This is a genomic window from Kluyvera sp. CHPC 1.251, from assembly GCF_036759945.1.
GTDB classification, from domain to species: Bacteria; Pseudomonadota; Gammaproteobacteria; order Enterobacterales; family Enterobacteriaceae; genus Kluyvera; species Kluyvera sichuanensis.
In genome coordinates this window covers 65,256-83,924 of record NZ_JAPKIC010000012.1, presented here as the reverse complement: position 1 = coordinate 83,924, position 18,669 = coordinate 65,256, and the positions used below count along the sequence as shown (strand labels likewise).

Below are 18,669 nucleotides of genomic sequence, written 5' to 3'. Positions count from 1 at the left end.
CCTCTCAAAACCGGCTGACGCACTCCATCGCCACCGCCTTAAACTCATCAAAGCTGCGGGTTGCCGACAGGCGTGTCATGGCGCGTTCGCGCAGGAAAGTGACGAAGATATCGTAGATGGCCATCGCCTCTTCATACTCGCTTTTGCTGATCGCCAGCAGGAAGATGATGTGGGCGGTTTCATCGCCCCAGACGATGCCCTGTGGGGCAATCACGGTGTAGACCACGGTTTTTTGCGCCAGTAGCCCCAGGGCGTGCGGCAGCGCGATGCCATCGCCGAGCATGGTGCTGACAATCGCTTCACGCTCCACCACCGAGGCATGGAACGCTTCGTCGACAAACCCTTCCTGCTCAAGCTGCTGGCAGAGTTCGGCGAACAGCGTCTGCTGGTCCGTCGGCCCGTCGATAACCCGAAAATGGGCGGCGTCGAAGAACTTGTTCAGCATCCACGGGCGCGTGCGGTCGACCAGCACCAGCTTACCAATCTGGTCCAGCTGGTAATCCGTGGGGAACGGCGAAATGGTGACGACCGGCTTCTCTTTTTCGCTGATACGCACCGTAGAAATGACAAAATCTTCGCTCACGCTCTCCAGCTGTTCGTACTCACGCTGGGACAGCGTAGCGGCAATCTCCACCTGCGGATATTTGCGCTGCAGAATGGCTTCAATCACCCGCACCATGGCGTTACCGGCATCGCACACCAGTAGCACCTTCGGCTGGCGCTGGTAGCCGATATTGTAGTGGCGCTCTAACCCCACGCCGATGTGCAGCACCAGAAAACCAATTTCATTTTCGCTGATGGTGTAAGGGGTATATTTCCCCCAGCTCGAGACCGCCGCCAGCGTCATATCCCACGCCATCGGGTAGTGCTGCTTGATGTTATCAAGCAACGGGTTGGGGATCATAATCTGGTAGCGCACGCGGGTGATCATGGTCTTAATATGGGTCAGTAGATCCGCGTGGAGCTGCGCGTCCTCCAGCAGGTTGTAGTTATACTGCTGATTGATATAGCGCAGGATATAGTTCACCAGCGCTTCGTCGTCGTCGGCGCTGATGGTTTCCGGGTCAACGTCCTGCACCTGGCGGGCGGCAAGATGCACGCACAGCCAGGCTTCTTCCGCCTGGGAGAACGGCTTTCCGGTGAGCTTTTGCAGGGCGCTGGCCACATCATGGGCAACATCACGCACGTTCTGCGCGACCTCTTCGGCGCTGAAATCCGCCAGCGGATAGCCGTCACTTACGCGGCGTGCGACGACCGCACCGTACAGGCAGATAAAGCGTTCCCCGACATCGGTCAAGCGCACATGATGACGGACAAGCGTCTCTTCCAGCACGGCCTCCAGCAGGGCTGGCACGCTGTCATCAAACGCTTCCTGGCGGATCATCGGGTTGAGCGGCCCCTGCTGGCTGAGCTCCCACAGCAGGTCGGTCAGACAGGCGCGAATCGACACCTCGCTGCCAAACAGCTTCATGCCGTGGCGCGGGCGAGTCTCGAGCGTCAGTTGATAGCGCTGAAAGCGCTCGCGCACTTCCACCATATCGCCCTGTAGCGTCGCGCGGCTGACAAACCACTCGTCAGCAAGATCCTCAAGCTTAATGGAGAACGCCGAGGTCAGAAAGCGCACCAGCAGAAAATGAATGCGATCCTGGGCGGTGCGGGGAATGTGCTGCGGCTTAGGCGCCGTTGCTTCCAACTGTTGATAGCGCGACGGATCGTCAATCTTCAGCTGGTAACCGCTGCCGCGGGCCAACACAAACTGCGCGCCGTGATGCATCAGCAGCTCGTTTAACGCGGTGATATCGGCGCGTACGGTGCGGGTCGAAACCGACAAGCGCTGCGCCAGTTCATCCTGTGGCAGCGTTTCGTTTTGCAGCAGAGTAAAGAGTTGCGCTAAACGTTGATTGGGAAATCTCATGTCGGTTCCTTCCTGTTACGGCTTATGGGGTGGCAGAAATCACCATCTGGGATGGGCTGCCAACCGGGGTGTAGTCCGGGGAGAACGTCAGTTTTCCGTCCTTCGGCGCTACGCTAAAGCGGGTGATATTGTCGCTACGCTGATTCATCACATAGAGCCAGTGCCCTTGCTTATCCAGCGTTAACGTTCGTGGATAGTCGCCACGCGTCCAGATGTCATCCTGATGTTTCAGGGTGCCATCGGCCATCACGGTAAAGTGGGCGATACTGTTGTGTAAGCGGTTAGCGACGTACAGCTGCTTGCCGTCCTGGCTTAATACCAGACCGGCGGCAAAGCTGGTGCCTTTGTACTCTTTCGGTAAGGCAGAGACCGTTTTCCCTTCGCGCAGCAGTCCGCTCTGTTTATCGAGGTGATAAAACGTCAGCGTGGAAGCTTCTTCGTTAATCAACCATAGTCCATTCCCGGCAGGCGTGAAGACAAAATGTCGTGGCCCCGCCCCGGCGGACGATGCGGCGATAAACGGCGGGTCATTCGGCGTCAGCTTGCCGCTGGCACTGTCAATACGGTACTGATAGATCCTGTCCAGCCCCAGATCGGTCGAAAAGACAAACTTCCCGCTCGGATCGGCCGAGATCATATGGGCATGCGGGCCGTTATGATCGCTGACGGCAAAGCTGCCTTCAGCCGCCGCAGCCGGTCGCGCTGCGCCAGCAGGGCCTTGATCCTGATGCACATCCACCGCCTCACCCAAGCTACCATCTTCTTTCACCGGCAGGACGGCAATCGACCCGCTCACGTAGTTCGCCACCAGCAGGTGGCGGCCATCTGGCGTCAGCGAGAGATAGACCGGGCCTGCGCCGCCGGAAGCCACCTGATTCAGCTCGCTAAGCTCGCCGTTGGCGGCAATGCGCCACGCCTGCACCACACCTTTTTCTACTTCGCTGGCGGCGTACAGGGTTTTGCCATCCTGGCTGACGGTCAGCTGCGCGACGTTCGGCAGCGAACTGACAAGCGCTTTATCGCGCAGCTCGCCGGTTTTTCCATCGACGGTAAAACGGTACAGACCTTCGCCGTTAGGGTTGTAGGTACCCACCCAGGCGTACTGGGTTTGCGCGACGGCGCTGGCGGCAAGCAGAGAGAGTGAAGCAACAAGCAGGTGACGAGCGGTTGGCATGGTGACTCCTTGATGGTTCGGTGGGTTTTCCCCCTCACCCTAACCCTCTCCCCAGAGGGGCGAGGGGACCGTTCAGTGCGTTTACGTATGATCGGCGCAAAAAAGTACGGTCGGTTTTCTCCCTCTCCCCTATGGGGAGAGGGCCGGGGTGAGGGGGGTAATCGCACTACTTAACAAGCTGTTTCGTGATGTCCAGCAGTTGGCGCACATCCGCCGGACGCGTATTACCGCTCGCCTTATCAATAATCGAGCTATAGATATGGGGGATAATTTTGCTAACTCCAGCATCCAGCGCAATTTTCAGGATTTCGCCGTAGTTGTCGAGGTCAATGCCGCCGGTCGGCTCCAGCCAGAAATCATGACGTGCGCAGGCTTCCGCTACCGCCACAAACTCATCGCGATGCTTCAGGCCGCCCATTGGGAAGTATTTAATCGAGCTGCCGCCCATATCTTTCAGCAGAGCTATCGCCGTTTCCAGCGGCACAATGCCGTCCGGCGCATTGCTGGAGAGCGGGCCGGTGGAGATTTTCACCATGCCGACGGTGCCGGTTGGCGACACCAGGCCGTTGACCACGGTCTCGTTCTGCCCCAACAGCGCGCGGCTGGTGCCGACGCCGGTGAAGACCTGATTTACGTGCTGTGGCTGCACCTGGCGGGAAATTTCGCTGACCATCGCCGACTGGTTCGGATCGCCTGCGCCCAGGCCAACAGACAGTGCGTTATCAATCAGTTTTGCGTATTCACGCATATCGGCTACCGCGCTGGCGATGTCCGGATAGTTTTTGGAGAGCACGCCCACCAGCACATGACCTTCCGCCGCTTCGTAAATCTCGCTGGCGTTCTGCTTGCTGCCTGCCAGAACGTTCAGGCAGACGCGGTCACGGTAAAAGTTTGGGGTTAGTTTCATGCTTTTTTCTCCTGGTTTAAGACTTCAGCAATACGGCGGGAGACAATCTCCAGCTGCTGCGCATCCACGCTGCGGACATCGGCTTCGATAATGCCTTCGTTGGCCTTGTAGCCGCGGAAGTAAATGGCGTATTCGCCCTGCTTCAGCGCCGCCACCAGGTCACCGGTGTGGATGCCGGTCACGGCTTCATCAAATTTAATCTCGGCGCGCGCAATGTCGCGGCCCGCGCTGTCCCACACCACGCGAGCGGTCACGCCGTTGAGCGTATTAAGCGCGTCGATGAATGGGGTCATTTTCGCCACCATCTCTTCGCCGCTCTCTTTGGTCGCCGTCAGGTAATGTTCAATGGCGCAGGTCAGGCCAAGAATGCCCTCTTTGCCCACTTTCATGGCACGACCAATACCGTTCGACTGGCGTTTGACCCACTCCACGTACTGGGTTTTACCGATAACCAGCCCGCTGGTTGGCCCTTCAATGGCCTTCGCGCCGCTGTAAATAACCAGATCCGCGCCCGCGCGATAGTAGGCCTGTAAATCTTCTTCCGCCGCCGCATCGACAATCAGCGGCAGATTGTGGCTACGCGCGACCGCCGCGGCCTGCGCCACGTTGAGCATGCTTTTCTGCACGCAGTGGTGAGATTTAATGTACAGAATGGCCGCGGTACGCGGGGTAATAGCCGCCGCCAGCTGGTCGGCAGAACATTCATTGGCGTAGCCCGCTTCCACCAGCTTGCCGCCGCCGAGCGCCACCATAGTGCCAACCGGTGCGCCAAAGTTAACGTTGTGGCCTTTTGGCAGCACGATTTCGTTGTTTTCAATTGGGGTGACGTGCAGGTTTTCCAGCAGCCAGTCGCTGTCTTTTACCAGCACCGCCGCCACCGACTGCGCAATCCCGGCGGAGGCGCAGGAGACGACGGTCGCCCCTTCTACGTCCAGCAGCTTCGCAATGTAGGCACCGGTTTTATTCACCAGATCTTTCATCTCGAAGTATTGGTTCATGCCCGCCATCGCGGCTTCCACCACTTCCGGACGCGGCGTAGAGACGCCAAGGATCGTCATACGGCCGGAGGTATTAATCACCTGTTTTAAATCGTATTTCTCAAAAATCGAAGGCATTTTCCGCACTCCCTTGTTCGGTCAGATAGCCCTTGCCCGCGCGAATCGCGGCAAGCGGCAGCAAAATCTTGTCAGCCTGAAGACTCTCTTTTTCCGCATCCACCAGCACCGTTGGGATCTGGGCAACGGTAAACAGCGTCAGATCGGCGTCATACCCCACCGCCAGTTGCCCTTTACGGGTCAGCCGTAGGCCGTCGGCGGCATGGGCGGTGACGCAGTCAATAACCTGCGGCAGCGACATACCGATGGCGAGGAACTTCGACATCACCAGCGCCAGCGAACGTACCGGGCCGTCGATGCGGTTACGGCAGTAGATATCGGAGCTGATGGTGTGCGGCAGAATGCCCATTGCAATCGCCCGGCGGGCCACTTCAAAGCTGAAGCTGGCGGTGCCGTGGCCGACGTCGAGGCGCACGCCGCGCTTTAAGGCGCGCACGATAGAGCCGCGCAGTTCACCTTCCGGCGTCAGAATGCGATTTGGTTTGCCGTTGTAGCAGTGGGTGATGATGTCGCCGGAACTCAACAGCTCGGCAATTTCATCGAGGTTTGGCGGGTTGTTGCCAATGTGCACCATCAGCGGCAGGTCGCCGTTCTCTTTCTGGATGGCTTTGCCACGCTCCAGCGGCGTAATGCCGTTTTCACCGACTACGCTGCTGCTCATGCGCGCTTTCAGGCCGACGATAAAGTCCGGGTGGCGCGCCACCGCCTGCTTCACCGCTTCCGCATCGATATTGGCCATATTGGCAAGTTCGTTCTGGGCAATCAGCCCGACGCGGGAGATGTTGAGTAGCGCATAGACCTCGGTCGCGGCTTTGCGGGTCAGCTGGTAGAAATCATCCACGTCATCGGCACCGGTGCTGCCAGCATCAATCACGGTGGTCACACCGGTAGCGATACCGACGCTGTCCGGTTCGTCGTGATAAATTGGTGAGTTCGGGTAGCAATGGACGTGGGAGTCAATCCAGCCGGCGCTGGCGTAGTATTTGCCGTCCAGCTCAATGGTTTTCAGGGCAGGCGCGCTAATCTCGCCCAGCGCCGCGATTGAACCGTCCTTGATGGCGATATCAGTCAGGGTATCGTCGACGAGGCGCGCACGGCGCAGGAGTAAATCAAACATATCTCTCTCCTGTTAAGGCGGGCGCCAGAGCGCCCGCAGGGTTTAACTAATCGCTACCGGGAAGATAGAGCCCAGAAGCATCGCGCCCAGAATGGCGCCGCCGGTAATCGGCTTCTGCCAGACATAGAAAATCAGCGCGCCAATCAGTGAGCCCACACCGATAGGAATCGAAGCAGTCATGGCACTGAGGATAATCAATGGGCCAAGGAAACGGCCGGAGGCATTACCCGCGCCCATCATCACGTCGGCCCCGTAGGTGGAGTCGCTCTGGTTAATGGTGAACTTACGCGCCAGGATGATGATGTAGCCAATCGCCAGACCAATCACCAGCCCGGTAATCAGGGAGGCGATAAAGTTGGTCACCGGGAACATGATGCCCGCGCCCAGCAGCAGCGCTGGAACCCCAAGACCTACGCCGGTCTGAATCGCGCCGCCGATGTCGAGGATCCCCACCAGCGAACCTTCGATGATACGGGCGAACAGGAAGCTCGCACCGAACGCGGCAACGGCACCGTAAGCCCCGGTATCAATCCCGGCTTTCAGCATCGCCACGAAGGCCACTTCGTTAAAGGCACCGATGCCGTAGAGGTAGTACATATGCGTCCCGGCGAACACGCCGGAGGAGAGCAGGCCAACGAAGATCGGGAACGACCAGTCGGCATACCAAAAACCTTTATTTTGTTCCATGTCAGGCTCCCGTTATTTGCCGCTGATTGAGCTGTGGATCAGATCCAGCCAGTTCGGTACGGTCAGGTGGAAGGATTCGATCATCTTCATGTCGAAGCCGCGGAAGAAGGCGCTCAGGACGAACAGCGCAATAATCGCACCCATCATCACTTTGGTGACGCGATGCCAGCCGCTCTCTTCAACACCCTTACCGATCAGAATACCCAGTACCAGGCCCGGTACGGCGTTACCCATAATCAGCTGCGCTGCGCCGCCGAAGATGGTGGCCCAGAAGCCTGATTTCTTACCGGCATCAATCGCCGCCAGCCAGAAGATAACCGGCATCACGGTGTTCACCAGCAGGTTGGCTGCCGGAACCAGTACCTTAACGGCGGTGACCTGCAGCGCCTGCGGTACGGAAGAGGCCGTCAGGTTAAGGAAGGCCACCACGATCATGCCGATGATGCCGCAGGCAATCGCCATTTTGCGCGGGTCATGCAGCGTCTCACCGACGTTGCGGTTTTTCACCATCAGTGCCGCCGCGCCCCAGTTCGGGATAATGCGGTGGTCAACGTCCTGGGTGAAGGAACCTGCTGCGACGGAAGAAGCCCAGGCGTTAAAGAAGAAGCCGAGGCCAAAGGAGAAGTGGGAAGCCGGATCGCCTTCGCAGGAGTTCAGCTCGCCCAACGTACGAAACGCCCCCATCCCCTGCGTGGTGGGCGCGTGAAACATGCGTGCCGCTCCGGCGCCCACGCCGACGCCAACCAGGCCGCCGATAATGAGCGATTTTATTAAAATTATCAGGAACATAGTCTAACCCTTTGGTGAAAATCAGGTTTGCGTGACGAAATCCACTTTATCGATATCGATGGCGGTCACGTTGACGGTCACGTCCAGCTCCACGCTGTACGCTCGTCGTTCACGGCGTAAAAAGAAGAATAAGAACGCCTCTTTTCGTACCGCTTCGCGCGCATGAACAACCTGCACATCCTGTGGCTCAATACGCAGTAAGATGCGCGATGATGTTTTCATCACCGCTGCCTGCACGTGGTTCAGGGCATCGGCGAACGCCCGTGTTTTGCTCTCGCCTTTGCCCGTGACCCTCACCGTGGTGGTGAATTGCTCTTTCATACTCAAGCGCCGTACTTCTTCTTCCAGGCCTCTACCAGGCGTTCACCAAGCTCTTCTTTGTCCATAAAGCCAAAGCCCAGCACGTTGCAGCCTTCGTTGATGGCGGTGACGCCCTCTTCCACTGAACGCATGCCGTATTTCGCTTTGTAGCCATATTTGGTCTGCGCGGTGATAGCACCTGCACCGCCGCTGCCGCAGAAGGAGATACCGAAGGTCGCGTTCTCGGCCTTCATCATGTCGCCCAGCTTCATGTCGGCGGCGACGCCCGGTACCACAACTGCACGAGCACCGGCTTTTTCCGCGCCAGCGGCAACTTTTTGTCCTTTACCCAGGCGGTCGCCAATTACTACGGTGATCTGTTCCATTTGTTGCTCCTTACAGGTTGTCTTTTGCTACTTCGAAGTGAACGGAGAGCAGCCAGGCCTCTTCATCAGGCAGGTTGCCGAACTCCGCGACCACTTCGCGGGCAAGCATCATTGAATCGTCAGAAATCTCTTCAAACAGGCTTTCATCCACTTCCGGCAGCGGCTCGCCGCTGATGGACCGGTGGGCCATAGCCCGCACGTGGGAGGTCAGCATTTGCTCCTGCACGTCGTTAGGGGTGATATCGCGGCGGCGTAACAGCGCGAACACCTGCTGCAACATCTTGTCGGCCAGCCGTTCGGTCTGTAGCGCCTGCTCCCCTGCGTCGTGTATTACCGCTCCGTTATTCACTCGTGTTACCCCGCTAATGTCTCTGGGGATAAACCTAACGCCGGGGGATGGGAGTTTGTAGCGAGTTGTTTTCCACTTCGAAGTGGAAAGGTAGACGGCTTGAGTGATCGGATTCACACATTCGCCACGAAAATAACGATTTCGATATATTCGCGTGATGAATGTCACGTCTGCGGGACAAGGTCATTGGAAAGACGAATGGCAAAACCAAGGTGAAAAGTGTGATATCGGTGAAGTTTTTCGAGGGGAGAAAGACGGAAGGCGTCAGGCGACACCTTCCGGAGATAGGATTAGCGGAACTTCTTGTGGTTCTCGTTGCGGGTGGTTTTGAAATCTTCCGCGGCGGCCTGGGCTTCTTTTACTTTGCCCTCGTTCGCCAGCTTCATCGCACCGTCAATCTGACCAATCAGCGTATCCAGACCATGACGATAGTCTTTCATTTCCGCGCTGTCTGCCGCTTTGCCTTCCAGCTTTGGCGGGGTCTCTTTTTTGGCGTCTTCCGCGGCGGTACGCATCTTCGTCAGGGCCGCTTTCAGTTCACCCGCGTCGGTGGTCTTCTGCACGACTTGCAGATTTTCCGCCAGGGTGTCCATGTCTTCGCCCAGGTCAGCAAAGGCAGAAGCCGAACCTAGCGCCAGCGCGGAGACCGCCAGCATCGCAACCAGTTTTTTACGCATTGCTCACTTCCTTTTTATTATTTAAGCGAACGGGCGCAGCAGGATGCGCCCAATACGTGATTACTGCCCGGCGATTTTCATCTCCGGAAGCAGTACGGAACCACATTGAATGTTACTGCGTGTCTCAATATCGTCGGCGATGGTGACCATATTGCGCCACATGTCTTTCAGGTTGCCAGCGATGGTGATTTCACTCACCGGATACTGAATTTCGCCGTTCTCAACCCAGAAGCCGGATGCACCGCGAGAGTAGTCGCCGGTGATGCCGCTAACACCCTGCCCCATCAGTTCAGTCACGACAAGACCCGTGCCCATCTCTTTAAGCAACTTTTCAAAACTCAGGCCGCGACCGGCAATTCGCCAGTTGTGGATGCCACCCGCGTGGCCGGTGCTCTTCAGGCCCAGCTTACGCGCGGAGTAGTTGGTCAGCAGCCACTGGGTCAGCACGCCGTCTTTGATGATGTCGCGACGCTCGGTGCGCACACCTTCGCCGTCAAACGGCGTCGACGCCAGCCCTTTCAGCAGATGCGGATGCTCTTCAATGGTCAGCCATTCAGGCAGAATTTGCTTGCCGAGAGAGTCCAGCAGGAAGGTGGATTTACGGTACACCGAACCACCCGCAATCGCGCCCACCAGGTGACCAAACAGCCCGGTTGCCACTTCGTTGGCAAAAATCACCGGCGCTTTCATGGTGGAGAGCTTACGCGGCTCCAGTCGGGACAGGGTGCGACGCGCGCACTCTTCACCGACCCATTCAGGGGACTGCAGGTCGCCCAGCGCACGGCCGATGGTATAGGCATAGTCACGCTCCATGTCGCCGTTCACTTCGGCAATCACGCAACTGGACAGGGAATGGCGGGTTGAGCAGTAGCTTTGCAGCATGCCGTGGCTGTTGCCAAAGACTTTAATCCCGTAGTGGCTGTTGAAGCTGCCGCCTTCGGTGTTGGTAATGCGTTTGTCGGCCTTCAGGGAAGCCTGCTCAGCGCGGGCCGCCATTTCGATGGCTTCATCCGGGGAGACTTCCGCCGGGTGGAACAGGTCAAGATCCGGGGCTTCAAAGGCCAGCAGTTCTTTGTCTGCCACGCCTGCACAAGGGTCCGGCGAGGTGTAGCGCGCGATGTCCAGCGCCGCCTGTACGGTACGGGCGATAGCATCCGGGCTCAGGTCGGTGGACGACGCGCTGCCTTTACGGTTCTGGTGATATACGGTGATCCCCAGCGCCCCGTCGCTATTGAATTCGACGTTTTCGACTTCACCATAACGGGTGCTTACGCCGATACCGGTGGTCTTACTGACCGCCACTTCCGCGCCGTCTGATTGACTGGCTGCCAGTTCCAGCGCCATAGAGACCGCTTTTTCCAGCGCAATACGTTGTTGTGCAACTTGTGTGATCACTTTCATCGTCTAAGCCATAATCTGAGGTAAAGTTAAATGAAGTCTAACAGAGAACCCTTTCTCAGTATGCGCTCAAGCTGTTAGTATTAGCCTCTTTTTTAAGGAGCCTGAAATGACAAAGCAGCCCGAAGACTGGCTCGACGACGTCCCCGGTGATGATATCGAAGACGAAGATGATGAAATTATCTGGGTCAGCAAGAGTGAAATTAAACGTGATGCCGAAGAGCTGAAGAAGCTTGGGGTAGAACTGGTTGAGCTCGGTAAGAACGCGCTGGATAAAATCCCGCTGGACGCCGACCTGCGCGCCGCCATTGAACTGGCGCAGCGTATTAAGATGGAAGGCCGCCGCCGCCAGCTGCAGCTGATTGGTAAAATGCTGCGTCAGCGTGACGTAGAACCTTTCCGTCAGGCGCTGGATAAGCTGAAAAACCGCCACAACCAGCAGGTTGTTGTTTTCCATAAACTGGAACAACTGCGTGACCGTATGGTTGACGGTAGCGATGAAGCCATCGAAGAAGTGATGAACCTGTGGCCTGACGCCGACCGTCAGCAGCTGCGTTCACTGGTGCGTAACGCCAGGAAAGAAAAAGCCGGTAATAAGCCGCCAAAATCTTCCCGCCAGATCTTCCAGTATCTGCGCGAGCTGTCCGAACACCAGGACTAAGCTTCGAGAAAATGCCCTCTTCGTGAGGGTATTTTTTTATCTACTCGGTAGGTATGCGCGAAACCGCCTGATGGCGCTACGCTTATCCGGCCTACATTCGGTGCCAATTGTAGGCCGGATAAGGCGTTTACGCCGCCATCCGGCAATGATGCCTCGCTATGCCATCACAATCTGGCACAAATCATGGTTGAAGCGCTGGTACTGCGCTTCATCAATCGGCTGCGGGTAGCTCAGCACGATGAGCTCATGATCGGCGATGCCGGCATGATAGGTCGGGTGCGCGTGCGGCCACGGGTTGGCGAAGAATCCCATGCTTTCATAGAACCGCAGGCGCTTGTGGGCTATCTCGGTGGTCAGCGGGTCGATTTCCAGAATGGTTTTCGGCGCGCGCTCGAGGATCTGCCCCAGCAGACGTTTGCCGTAACCCTGTGAACGCAGACTGCTGTCGACGGCCAGATGTTCAATATAGACGTAGCCGTCGAACGCCCAGCATCCACTCATGCCAATAAACTGCTCACCATCGAACCACGCTTCCAGCGCGTAGTGCGGGGAGTTTAGCGCGCGCTGTTTAGCGGGGAGTTCGCGCTGTTCGTGCCAGGGGAAGGCGTGAGTGTAAAGGGTGTCTAGTGGGGGGAATAAGACAGAGTTGGTTGAGGTGATTTTTTTGGCGGTGAGCATTTTTAGGTTCCGGGGAATGGGCTATATCGAGCGAGTCCCCCCTCACCCCGGCCCTCTCCCCAAAGGGGCGAGGGAGAAAACCGTCCGTGCCTTCTGCTCGTATGGTAAGGGAGAAAACCGGGCGGTCCCCTCTCCCCTGTGGGGAGAGGGTTAGGGTGAGGGGCAACCCGCTCAGCGCAACATCAGCGAATTACTCCTGCTGCGCTTTCTTCGCCAGCCCGTCGAGCAGCTTCTGATGAATGCCGCCGAAGCCGCCGTTACTCATCACCAGAATATGGTCGCCAGGCTCGGCGCTCTTCACAATCATATCGGCCAGCGTATCCACGTCAGCGCTCCAGTGCGCAGGCTGCACGCAGGCTTCTGCCACTTCCGCAACCTGCCACGGAATGTGCTGCGGCTGCAGCAGGAACACTTCGTCAGCGCGACCCAGAGACGGCGCCAGGTCATCTTTGCAGACGCCCATTTTCATGGTGTTCGAACGCGGTTCCAGCACGGCGATGATTTTCGCCGTGCCGCCAACTTTGCCGCGCAGCGCCTGCAGCGTCGCGAGGATAGCCGTTGGGTGGTGCGCGAAGTCGTCGTAAACGCAAACGCCGTTAGCTTCACCGCGAAGCTCCAGGCGACGACGGGCGTTGATAAAACTGCCCAGCGCGTTAGCGGCATCAGCCGGGGTCACACCCACATGACGCGCGGCGGCAATCGCCATCAGGCCGTTATGCATATTGTGTTCGCCGACCAGGCCCCACTTCACTTCACCGACTTTTTCACCATCGAGCAGTACTTCCCACTCGGAGGCGTCAGTGTTCAGTTTTTTCGCCTGCCAGTGGCCTTGCTCACCCACCAGCTCCTGCTCGCTCCAGCAGCCCATCGCCATCACCTGTTTCAGGTTGGCGTCGTTTTCCGGCAGGATGATACGACCCTGACCCGGAACGATACGCACCAGGTGGTGGAACTGTTTCTGGATAGCTTTCAGATCGTCGAAGATGTCCGCGTGATCGAACTCAAGGTTGTTGAGGATCAGCGTGCGCGGGCAGTAATGCACGAATTTGGAGCGCTTATCGAAGAAGGCGCAGTCGTATTCATCGGCTTCAATCACGAAGAACGGGCTGTCGCCCAGACGCGCGGAAACCTCGAAGTTACCCGGAACGCCGCCGATCACGAAGCCCGGCTTGTAGCCGCACTCTTCAAGGATCCAGGTCGCCATACCGGCGGTGGTGGTTTTGCCGTGGGTACCGGCAACCGCCACAACCCAGCGGTCGCGCAGCACGAAGTCGTGCAGCCACTGCGGGCCGGACATATACGGAATGTTCTTCTCCAGCACCGCTTCTACGCAGGGATTACCGCGCGTCATGGCGTTGCCGATGATCACCAGATCCGGCTGCGGGTCGAGCTGACTTGCGTCATAACCCTGAATTAAATCAATACCTTGCTTTTCCAGCAGCGTGCTCATCGGGGGATACACATTGGCATCCGAACCCGTGACTTCATGACCCAGCGAACGAGCCAGCATCGCCAGACCGCCCATGAAGGTGCCACAAATACCCAAAATATGAATGCGCATACGTCACTATCCTTTTTTTATCTGCCCCGCATTTTACCCATATGTTTGCCGGCAGAGAAATGCATTTCAGGATATTCCGTAGTTTGCTGGCGCGATTCACCTGTGCGATTTTTTTTTATTCTTTGTTAAGATTGTTGCAGTCGTTTTACTCAACATCCACTGTCAGGGAAAGTGTTATGAAAACGTTAGGTGAATTTATTGTCGAAAAGCAGCACGAGTTCTCTCATGCTACCGGTGAGCTCACTGCTTTGTTGTCGGCAATAAAGTTAGGTGCCAAGATCATCCACCGCGATATCAATAAGGCCGGCCTGGTAGATATCCTGGGTGCCAGCGGCGCAGAAAACGTACAGGGAGAAGTACAACAAAAGCTCGATTTGTTCGCAAACGAGAAGCTGAAAGCCGCACTCCGCGCCCGTGACATCGTCGCCGGTATCGCCTCCGAAGAAGAAGACGAAATTGTTGTATTCGACGGCTGCGAACACGCGAAGTATGTGGTCCTGATGGACCCGCTGGATGGCTCATCTAATATCGACGTTAACGTCTCTGTCGGGACTATCTTCTCTATCTACCGCCGCGTAACCCCAGTGGGCACGCCGGTCACCGAAGAAGATTTCCTGCAGCCGGGTAACCGCCAGGTCGCCGCGGGCTATGTGGTTTACGGCTCCTCCACCATGCTGGTGTACACCACCGGCTGTGGCGTACACGCCTTTACCTACGACCCGTCGCTGGGCGTGTTCTGTCTGTGCCAGGAGCGTATGCGCTTCCCTCAGCGCGGTAGCACCTACTCCATCAACGAAGGTAACTACATCAAGTTCCCGAACGGGGTGAAGAAGTACATCAAGTTCTGCCAGGAAGAAGATAAGTCCACGCAGCGCCCGTACACCTCACGCTACATCGGTTCTCTGGTGGCCGATTTCCACCGTAACCTGCTGAAAGGCGGGATCTACCTGTACCCAAGCACCGCCAGCCACCCGGATGGGAAGCTGCGTCTGCTGTATGAGTGCAACCCGATGGCGTTCCTCGCGGAACAGGCAGGCGGTAAGGCCAGCGATGGGAAAGAGCGTATTCTGGATATCGTGCCGGAAACACTGCACCAGCGTCGTTCGTTCTTCGTGGGTAACGACCATATGGTTGAAGACGTGGAACGTTTGATTCGCGAGTTCCCGGACGCGTAATCTTATTGAGGTGCCCCCTCACCCCGGCCCTCTCCCCAAAGGGGCGAGGGAGAAAACCGGACGGTCCCCTCTCCCCTATGGGGAGAGGGTTAGGGTGAGGGGGAACCTCGCTACGACACCTGCAACCGGAACGACGACATCGCGGCCACCAGCGCCTGCGACTGCTCTTCCAGCGAACGGGTTGCCGCCGACGACTGCTGTACCAGCGCCGCGTTCTGCTGCGCCGTCTCATCCATCTGGCTTACCGCAATATTCACCTGCTCAATGCCGCGACTCTGCTCCTGCGACGCGCTGGCAATCTCGCGCATCAGCTTGGTCATACGCATCACTTCACTGGCAATCTCATCCATGGTTTCCCCCGCCTGCTGCGCAAGGTCACTGCCTTCGCTGACGTGGGTTTGCGAGGCGGAAATCAGCTGACGAATCTCTTTAGCGGCATCCGCGCTGCGGCTTGCCAGGTTACGCACTTCACCTGCTACCACCGCGAATCCACGCCCCTGCTCACCTGCACGCGCCGCTTCTACCGAGGCGTTCAGCGCCAGAATATTGGTCTGGAAGGCAATCCCGTCAATCACGCTGAGGATATCGGCGATACGGTTGGCGCTGCCGGAAATATCCTGCATTTTTTCAATCACGTAGCAGACCATTTCGCTACCGCGGTCGGCGGTATCGGAAACTTCCTGCGCCAGTTTGTGCGCCTGGTCGGCGTTATCGGCGTTCTGCTTCACGGTGGCGGTGATCTCTTCCATGCTGGCCGCGGTCTGCTCAAGCGACGTCGCCGTCGACTCGGTGCGCTGCGCCAGATGGTTGTTGCCCGCCGTCAGCTCACGGCTGCCCACGTCAATCTGCGAGCTGGCATCGCGCACACGCATCACCGAGTTCATCATCGACTCGCGCATACCGGCGATCGCCACGTTCAGACGTTTAATTTCCGCGCTGTTCGCCTTCAGCGGTGAATCGGTTAAATCCCCCGCCGCGACCTGCTCCAGTTGGCCAATCGCCGCCGCCAGCGGTTTAAGCAGCAGATGACGTAGCTGCAGCCAGCCCAGCGCCATCACGCCTGCGGTCAGGAGAATGGCGATAACCATCAGTACCAGCACGCGGTTTTTGGTGCTGTGCACCGCGGCAACTTCAATCTGGCCGCGAGACTCGCCCCAGTCCTGGAACGCGTGGATTGCATCGTCAAACTGACGGGAGACCGGGATCATGGTCTTTTCCAGCAGATCGTAATAACCGTCGACGTTTTGTTGATTCAGCGCCGCCAGCATCGGCACGATCCCTTGCGTGTTGTAGGTTTCGAAGCTTTTCATTACATTCGCCAGCAGCTGCGCGCCGTCGGCATCATCCATTGAGGACTGGCCCACGTCGGCAATAATCTTCTGCCCCTGGGCCACTTCGCCGTTGAGGACTTTTACCGCTTTCGTCGCATCGTCCAGCATGCCGATCTCCATCAAGCGGACCGCCTGACTAGCTTCGTTACGCGCGCGCAATAACAACGTATAACCTTCATTCAACTGGGTTATTTGATCGCTTTGCAGATGGTCAATGCGTTGTAGAGAGGTGGAGCTTTTGGTGAGGGCATAAATGCCGATGCCGCTGACTAAAACCAGCAGCAGGGTCATCACGGCGAGCAGGGACAGCAAGCCGGTACGGATAGAGAGCGTTTTTAGCATCATAGTGTTGTCCGGTAGCAGGGGTACTGTTTGGCGTAAAAAGTCAGTATCGGCCGCTACCGGAAAAACATTAATGTTTCAGCGTGTTAGTCCTTTGTTACTGCCGCGCTAACGCGAGTCACCGCCGCGTTCTGACGGTTCTCCCACAGCACCGTCAGCGCACGCTGCAGCGCGATGAAAATAAACAGCAAAATGCCGATGGCGATCTTCGTCCACCAGGAACTGAGCGTGCCGTCGAAGTTGATATAGGTCTGAATCAGCCCCTGAATGCCGACGCCGAACAGCGTACCGAGCACCGTCCCCACCCCGCCGCTCAGCAGCGTACCGCCAATCACCACCGAGGCAATGGCATCCAGTTCTACCCCAACGCCTGCCAGCGCATAGCCCGCCTGGGTATAGATAGAGAAGACGATACCGGCGAGCGTCGCCAGCCCCGTCGACAGCATATAGATACGCACGATGGTGCTGCGGGTCGGAATCCCCATCAGGTTCGCCGAGGTAGCGCTGCCGCCGATGGCATACACCTGGTTGCCAAAGCGGGTACGGTGGGCAAGGAAGATCCCCAGAATCACCACCAGCAGCATCAACAGCCCCATCGCGCTCAGGCGACCACCGCCGGGAATGGTCCACGCCAGCCCGGAGAGGGTGTCGTAGAGCGGATGGTCGATAGGAATCGACTCTTCGGAGACCAGATAGCTGACGCCGCGCAGAAAGAACATTCCGGCAAGGGTGATGATAAACGCCGGGATCTTCAGGGCATCAATCAGCCAGCCCATAAACGCACCGAAGGCACAGCCCATCACCAGCACCAGCGGGAATGCTACCAGCGGCGACAGCCCCCATACGCCAATGGCTTTGGCTAAGAACACGCCGGTAAAGGCGATCACCGAACCGACGGAGAGATCGATACCGCCAGAGAGGATCACAAAGGTCATCCCTACCGCCACGATGCCCAGAAAGGCGTTGTCGGTCAGGATATTGCAAATCACCCGCGTAGACGCGAAGCCGGGAAACTGGGTCAGGCAGTAGAGATAGCCGAGGATGAACACGCCCAGCGTGATCATCAGCGGTAAATTACGTTTTATCATCGCGGCGAACCCTCTTCAGCATCTGAATAAAGCGCGGCGACTGGACGATCAGCACGCACATCACCACCACCGCCTTCACCACCTGGTTAAGCTCTGGCGGGAAACCGGAGAGCAGAATACCGGTGTTCATGCCCTGAATAATCAGCGCGCCGACCACCGACAGCAGCAGATTAAAGCGCCCGCCCATCAGCGAGCCACCGCCAATCACTACCGCCAGAATGGCGTCCAGCTCCAGCCACAGCCCGGCGTTGTTGGCATCAGCTCCGCGAATGTCCGCCGCCACAATGGTGCCGGCAATGGCCGCGCAGACACCGCTCAGCACGTAGGCCAGCATTACCACGATACGGGTATTAACCCCCGCGTTTTTCGCCGCGCGGATGTTGATCCCCACCGCTTCAATAAACATGCCGAGGGCGGTTTTACGCGCCAGCAGCCAGAAGAGGACCAGCGTCACCAGCGCGATAATCACCGGCGTCGGGAACAGCAGAAACTTGCCGCTGCCGATCCATGCCAGCGACGGCGAGTCGAAGGTAACAATCTGCCCGGAGGTGATCAGCTGCGCCACCCCGCGCCCGGCCACCATCAGGATGAGCGTTGCCACAAAGGGCTGAATTTTGAGGATAGCGACCAGGATGCCGTTCCATAGCCCCGCCAGCACACCGGAGCCTAGCGCCGCCAGCAGCACCACCGGCAGGCTGTGCCCGGCCACGGTCATTGAGGCGGCGGTGGCCCCGGCAATCGCCATCACCGCGCCCACGGAAAGATCGATGCCGCCGGTGGCAATCACCAGCGTCATACCAATCGCCAGCAGCGCCACGGGGGCGGCGCGGTTGAGGATATCAATCGGGCTGCCGAACAGGCGGCCGTCCTGCAGCGTTATCTGGAAAAAGTGCGGCGCGACAAGGCTATCAACCAGCAGCACCAGAATCAGCGCCGCAATCTGCGGCATGCCCGGCGGCCAGCGAAAACGTCGCGCGGGCTGGCCGGGTTGAGGAACGGATCGAGGCATCACGGTGTAC

General features: G+C 57.9%; 19 protein-coding genes and 1 pseudogene. 3 read left to right on the top strand and 17 right to left on the bottom strand.

Translation table 11 applies throughout. The features are described from left to right. Positions 1–4: 4 nt before the first annotated feature. The 12 genes from V6940_RS19840 to pmbA form a co-directional block, all read right to left on the bottom strand. Positions 5–1,915 (bottom strand): BglG family transcription antiterminator, encoded by a 1,911-nt coding sequence (locus V6940_RS19840; protein WP_333497027.1) that lies wholly within the window; start codon positions 1,913–1,915, stop codon positions 5–7. Between the two features lie 22 nt (positions 1,916–1,937). Continuing rightward, positions 1,938–3,089, bottom strand: a complete 1,152-nt coding sequence (locus V6940_RS19835) for a lactonase family protein (protein ID WP_333497026.1) — start codon at positions 3,087–3,089, stop codon at positions 1,938–1,940. Positions 3,090–3,255: 166 nt separating this feature from the next. Next, entirely contained in the window at positions 3,256–3,996 is a 741-nt protein-coding gene (dagF, locus tag V6940_RS19830) for a 2-dehydro-3-deoxy-phosphogluconate aldolase (RefSeq protein WP_333497025.1), read from the bottom strand. Beyond that, complete coding sequence (locus V6940_RS19825) at positions 3,993–5,111, bottom strand: DgaE family pyridoxal phosphate-dependent ammonia lyase (RefSeq protein ID WP_333497024.1); 1,119 nt, start codon at positions 5,109–5,111, stop codon at positions 3,993–3,995. Before V6940_RS19825 ends, dagF begins: the two co-directional genes overlap by 4 nt. After that, positions 5,095–6,228, bottom strand: coding sequence for an amidohydrolase/deacetylase family metallohydrolase (locus tag V6940_RS19820; RefSeq protein ID WP_333497023.1), 1,134 nt, complete (start codon positions 6,226–6,228; stop codon positions 5,095–5,097). Before V6940_RS19820 ends, V6940_RS19825 begins: the two co-directional genes overlap by 17 nt. A gap of 42 nt (positions 6,229–6,270) precedes the next feature. Next, positions 6,271–6,915, bottom strand: a complete 645-nt coding sequence (locus tag V6940_RS19815) for a DUF4310 family protein (protein WP_035892755.1) — start codon at positions 6,913–6,915, stop codon at positions 6,271–6,273. Between the two features lie 12 nt (positions 6,916–6,927). Continuing rightward, positions 6,928–7,704: a DUF4311 domain-containing protein gene (locus V6940_RS19810; RefSeq protein WP_333012840.1), complete on the bottom strand. Its 777-nt coding sequence runs from the start codon at positions 7,702–7,704 to the stop codon at positions 6,928–6,930. A 21-nt stretch (positions 7,705–7,725) separates the two neighbouring features. Continuing rightward, positions 7,726–8,025, bottom strand: a complete 300-nt coding sequence (locus V6940_RS19805; RefSeq protein WP_035892752.1) for a DUF4312 family protein — start codon at positions 8,023–8,025, stop codon at positions 7,726–7,728. 2 nt (positions 8,026–8,027) lie between these two features. Further along, positions 8,028–8,390: an SFCGS family glycine-rich protein gene (locus V6940_RS19800; protein ID WP_004206501.1), complete on the bottom strand. Its 363-nt coding sequence runs from the start codon at positions 8,388–8,390 to the stop codon at positions 8,028–8,030. A gap of 10 nt (positions 8,391–8,400) precedes the next feature. Then, on the bottom strand, positions 8,401–8,739 hold the full coding sequence (locus tag V6940_RS19795; protein WP_185669143.1) for a glycine dehydrogenase: 339 nt from the start codon (positions 8,737–8,739) through the stop codon (positions 8,401–8,403). Positions 8,740–9,029: 290 nt separating this feature from the next. Next, positions 9,030–9,416 (bottom strand): cytochrome b562, encoded by a 387-nt coding sequence (gene cybC / locus V6940_RS19790; protein WP_035892750.1) that lies wholly within the window; start codon positions 9,414–9,416, stop codon positions 9,030–9,032. Positions 9,417–9,476: 60 nt separating this feature from the next. Further along, complete coding sequence (gene pmbA, locus V6940_RS19785) at positions 9,477–10,817, bottom strand: metalloprotease PmbA (RefSeq protein ID WP_333497022.1); 1,341 nt, start codon at positions 10,815–10,817, stop codon at positions 9,477–9,479. Between the two features lie 106 nt (positions 10,818–10,923). Here pmbA and yjgA point away from each other — a divergent pair, with 106 nt between their 5' ends. Together yjgA and V6940_RS22800 are read left to right on the top strand one after the other, a co-directional pair. Then, the gene (yjgA, locus tag V6940_RS19780) at positions 10,924–11,475 is read left to right on the top strand and encodes a ribosome biogenesis factor YjgA (RefSeq protein WP_185669140.1); all 552 of its coding nucleotides are present in this window, start codon (positions 10,924–10,926) and stop codon (positions 11,473–11,475) included. Positions 11,476–11,541: 66 nt separating this feature from the next. Beyond that, a pseudogene (locus V6940_RS22800) lies at positions 11,542–11,619 on the top strand (hypothetical protein); the annotation flags it as partial. Positions 11,620–11,631: 12 nt separating this feature from the next. Here V6940_RS22800 and V6940_RS19775 read toward each other — a convergent pair. Both V6940_RS19775 and mpl read right to left on the bottom strand, forming a co-directional pair. Then, entirely contained in the window at positions 11,632–12,153 is a 522-nt protein-coding gene (locus V6940_RS19775) for a GNAT family N-acetyltransferase (protein ID WP_333497021.1), read from the bottom strand. A 190-nt stretch (positions 12,154–12,343) separates the two neighbouring features. Further along, positions 12,344–13,714 carry a UDP-N-acetylmuramate:L-alanyl-gamma-D-glutamyl-meso-diaminopimelate ligase gene (gene mpl / locus V6940_RS19770; RefSeq protein WP_106927557.1) on the bottom strand — a complete coding sequence of 457 codons (1,371 nt, stop codon included), beginning with the start codon at positions 13,712–13,714 and terminating at the stop codon, positions 12,344–12,346. A gap of 176 nt (positions 13,715–13,890) precedes the next feature. Between mpl and fbp the strand changes: the two genes are divergently transcribed. After that, complete coding sequence (fbp, locus tag V6940_RS19765) at positions 13,891–14,889, top strand: class 1 fructose-bisphosphatase (RefSeq protein ID WP_185669138.1); 999 nt, start codon at positions 13,891–13,893, stop codon at positions 14,887–14,889. 110 nt (positions 14,890–14,999) lie between these two features. Here fbp and V6940_RS19760 read toward each other — a convergent pair whose 3' ends face one another. The 3 genes from V6940_RS19760 to ytfT all read right to left on the bottom strand — a co-directional run bounded on the left by V6940_RS19760 (position 15,000) and on the right by ytfT (position 18,662). After that, the gene (locus tag V6940_RS19760; protein WP_333497046.1) at positions 15,000–16,562 is read right to left on the bottom strand and encodes a methyl-accepting chemotaxis protein; all 1,563 of its coding nucleotides are present in this window, start codon (positions 16,560–16,562) and stop codon (positions 15,000–15,002) included. 86 nt (positions 16,563–16,648) lie between these two features. Further along, entirely contained in the window at positions 16,649–17,650 is a 1,002-nt protein-coding gene (yjfF, locus tag V6940_RS19755) for a galactofuranose ABC transporter, permease protein YjfF (protein WP_185669137.1), read from the bottom strand. Next, on the bottom strand, positions 17,637–18,662 hold the full coding sequence (gene ytfT, locus V6940_RS19750) for a galactofuranose ABC transporter, ATP-binding protein YtfT (protein WP_220439619.1): 1,026 nt from the start codon (positions 18,660–18,662) through the stop codon (positions 17,637–17,639). Before ytfT ends, yjfF begins: the two co-directional genes overlap by 14 nt. Positions 18,663–18,669 lie beyond the last annotated feature (7 nt).

Bases quoted from the DNA above. Each gene is read 5' to 3' on its own strand.
- V6940_RS19840 (WP_333497027.1), bottom strand. From the start codon at position 1,915: ATGAGATTTCCCAATCAACGTTTAGCGCAACTCTTTACTCTGCTGCAA.
- V6940_RS19835 (WP_333497026.1), bottom strand. From the start codon at position 3,089: ATGCCAACCGCTCGTCACCTGCTTGTTGCTTCACTCTCTCTGCTTGCC.
- dagF (WP_333497025.1), bottom strand. From the start codon at position 3,996: ATGAAACTAACCCCAAACTTTTACCGTGACCGCGTCTGCCTGAACGTT.
- V6940_RS19825 (WP_333497024.1), bottom strand. From the start codon at position 5,111: ATGCCTTCGATTTTTGAGAAATACGATTTAAAACAGGTGATTAATACC.
- V6940_RS19820 (WP_333497023.1), bottom strand. From the start codon at position 6,228: ATGTTTGATTTACTCCTGCGCCGTGCGCGCCTCGTCGACGATACCCTG.
- V6940_RS19815 (WP_035892755.1), bottom strand. From the start codon at position 6,915: ATGGAACAAAATAAAGGTTTTTGGTATGCCGACTGGTCGTTCCCGATC.
- V6940_RS19810 (WP_333012840.1), bottom strand. From the start codon at position 7,704: ATGTTCCTGATAATTTTAATAAAATCGCTCATTATCGGCGGCCTGGTT.
- V6940_RS19805 (WP_035892752.1), bottom strand. From the start codon at position 8,025: ATGAAAGAGCAATTCACCACCACGGTGAGGGTCACGGGCAAAGGCGAG.
- V6940_RS19800 (WP_004206501.1), bottom strand. From the start codon at position 8,390: ATGGAACAGATCACCGTAGTAATTGGCGACCGCCTGGGTAAAGGACAA.
- cybC (WP_035892750.1), bottom strand. From the start codon at position 9,416: ATGCGTAAAAAACTGGTTGCGATGCTGGCGGTCTCCGCGCTGGCGCTA.
- pmbA (WP_333497022.1), bottom strand. From the start codon at position 10,817: ATGAAAGTGATCACACAAGTTGCACAACAACGTATTGCGCTGGAAAAA.
- yjgA (WP_185669140.1), top strand. From the start codon at position 10,924: ATGACAAAGCAGCCCGAAGACTGGCTCGACGACGTCCCCGGTGATGAT.
- V6940_RS19775 (WP_333497021.1), bottom strand. From the start codon at position 12,153: ATGCTCACCGCCAAAAAAATCACCTCAACCAACTCTGTCTTATTCCCC.
- mpl (WP_106927557.1), bottom strand. From the start codon at position 13,714: ATGCGCATTCATATTTTGGGTATTTGTGGCACCTTCATGGGCGGTCTG.
- fbp (WP_185669138.1), top strand. From the start codon at position 13,891: ATGAAAACGTTAGGTGAATTTATTGTCGAAAAGCAGCACGAGTTCTCT.
- V6940_RS19760 (WP_333497046.1), bottom strand. From the start codon at position 16,562: ATGCTAAAAACGCTCTCTATCCGTACCGGCTTGCTGTCCCTGCTCGCC.
- yjfF (WP_185669137.1), bottom strand. From the start codon at position 17,650: ATGATAAAACGTAATTTACCGCTGATGATCACGCTGGGCGTGTTCATC.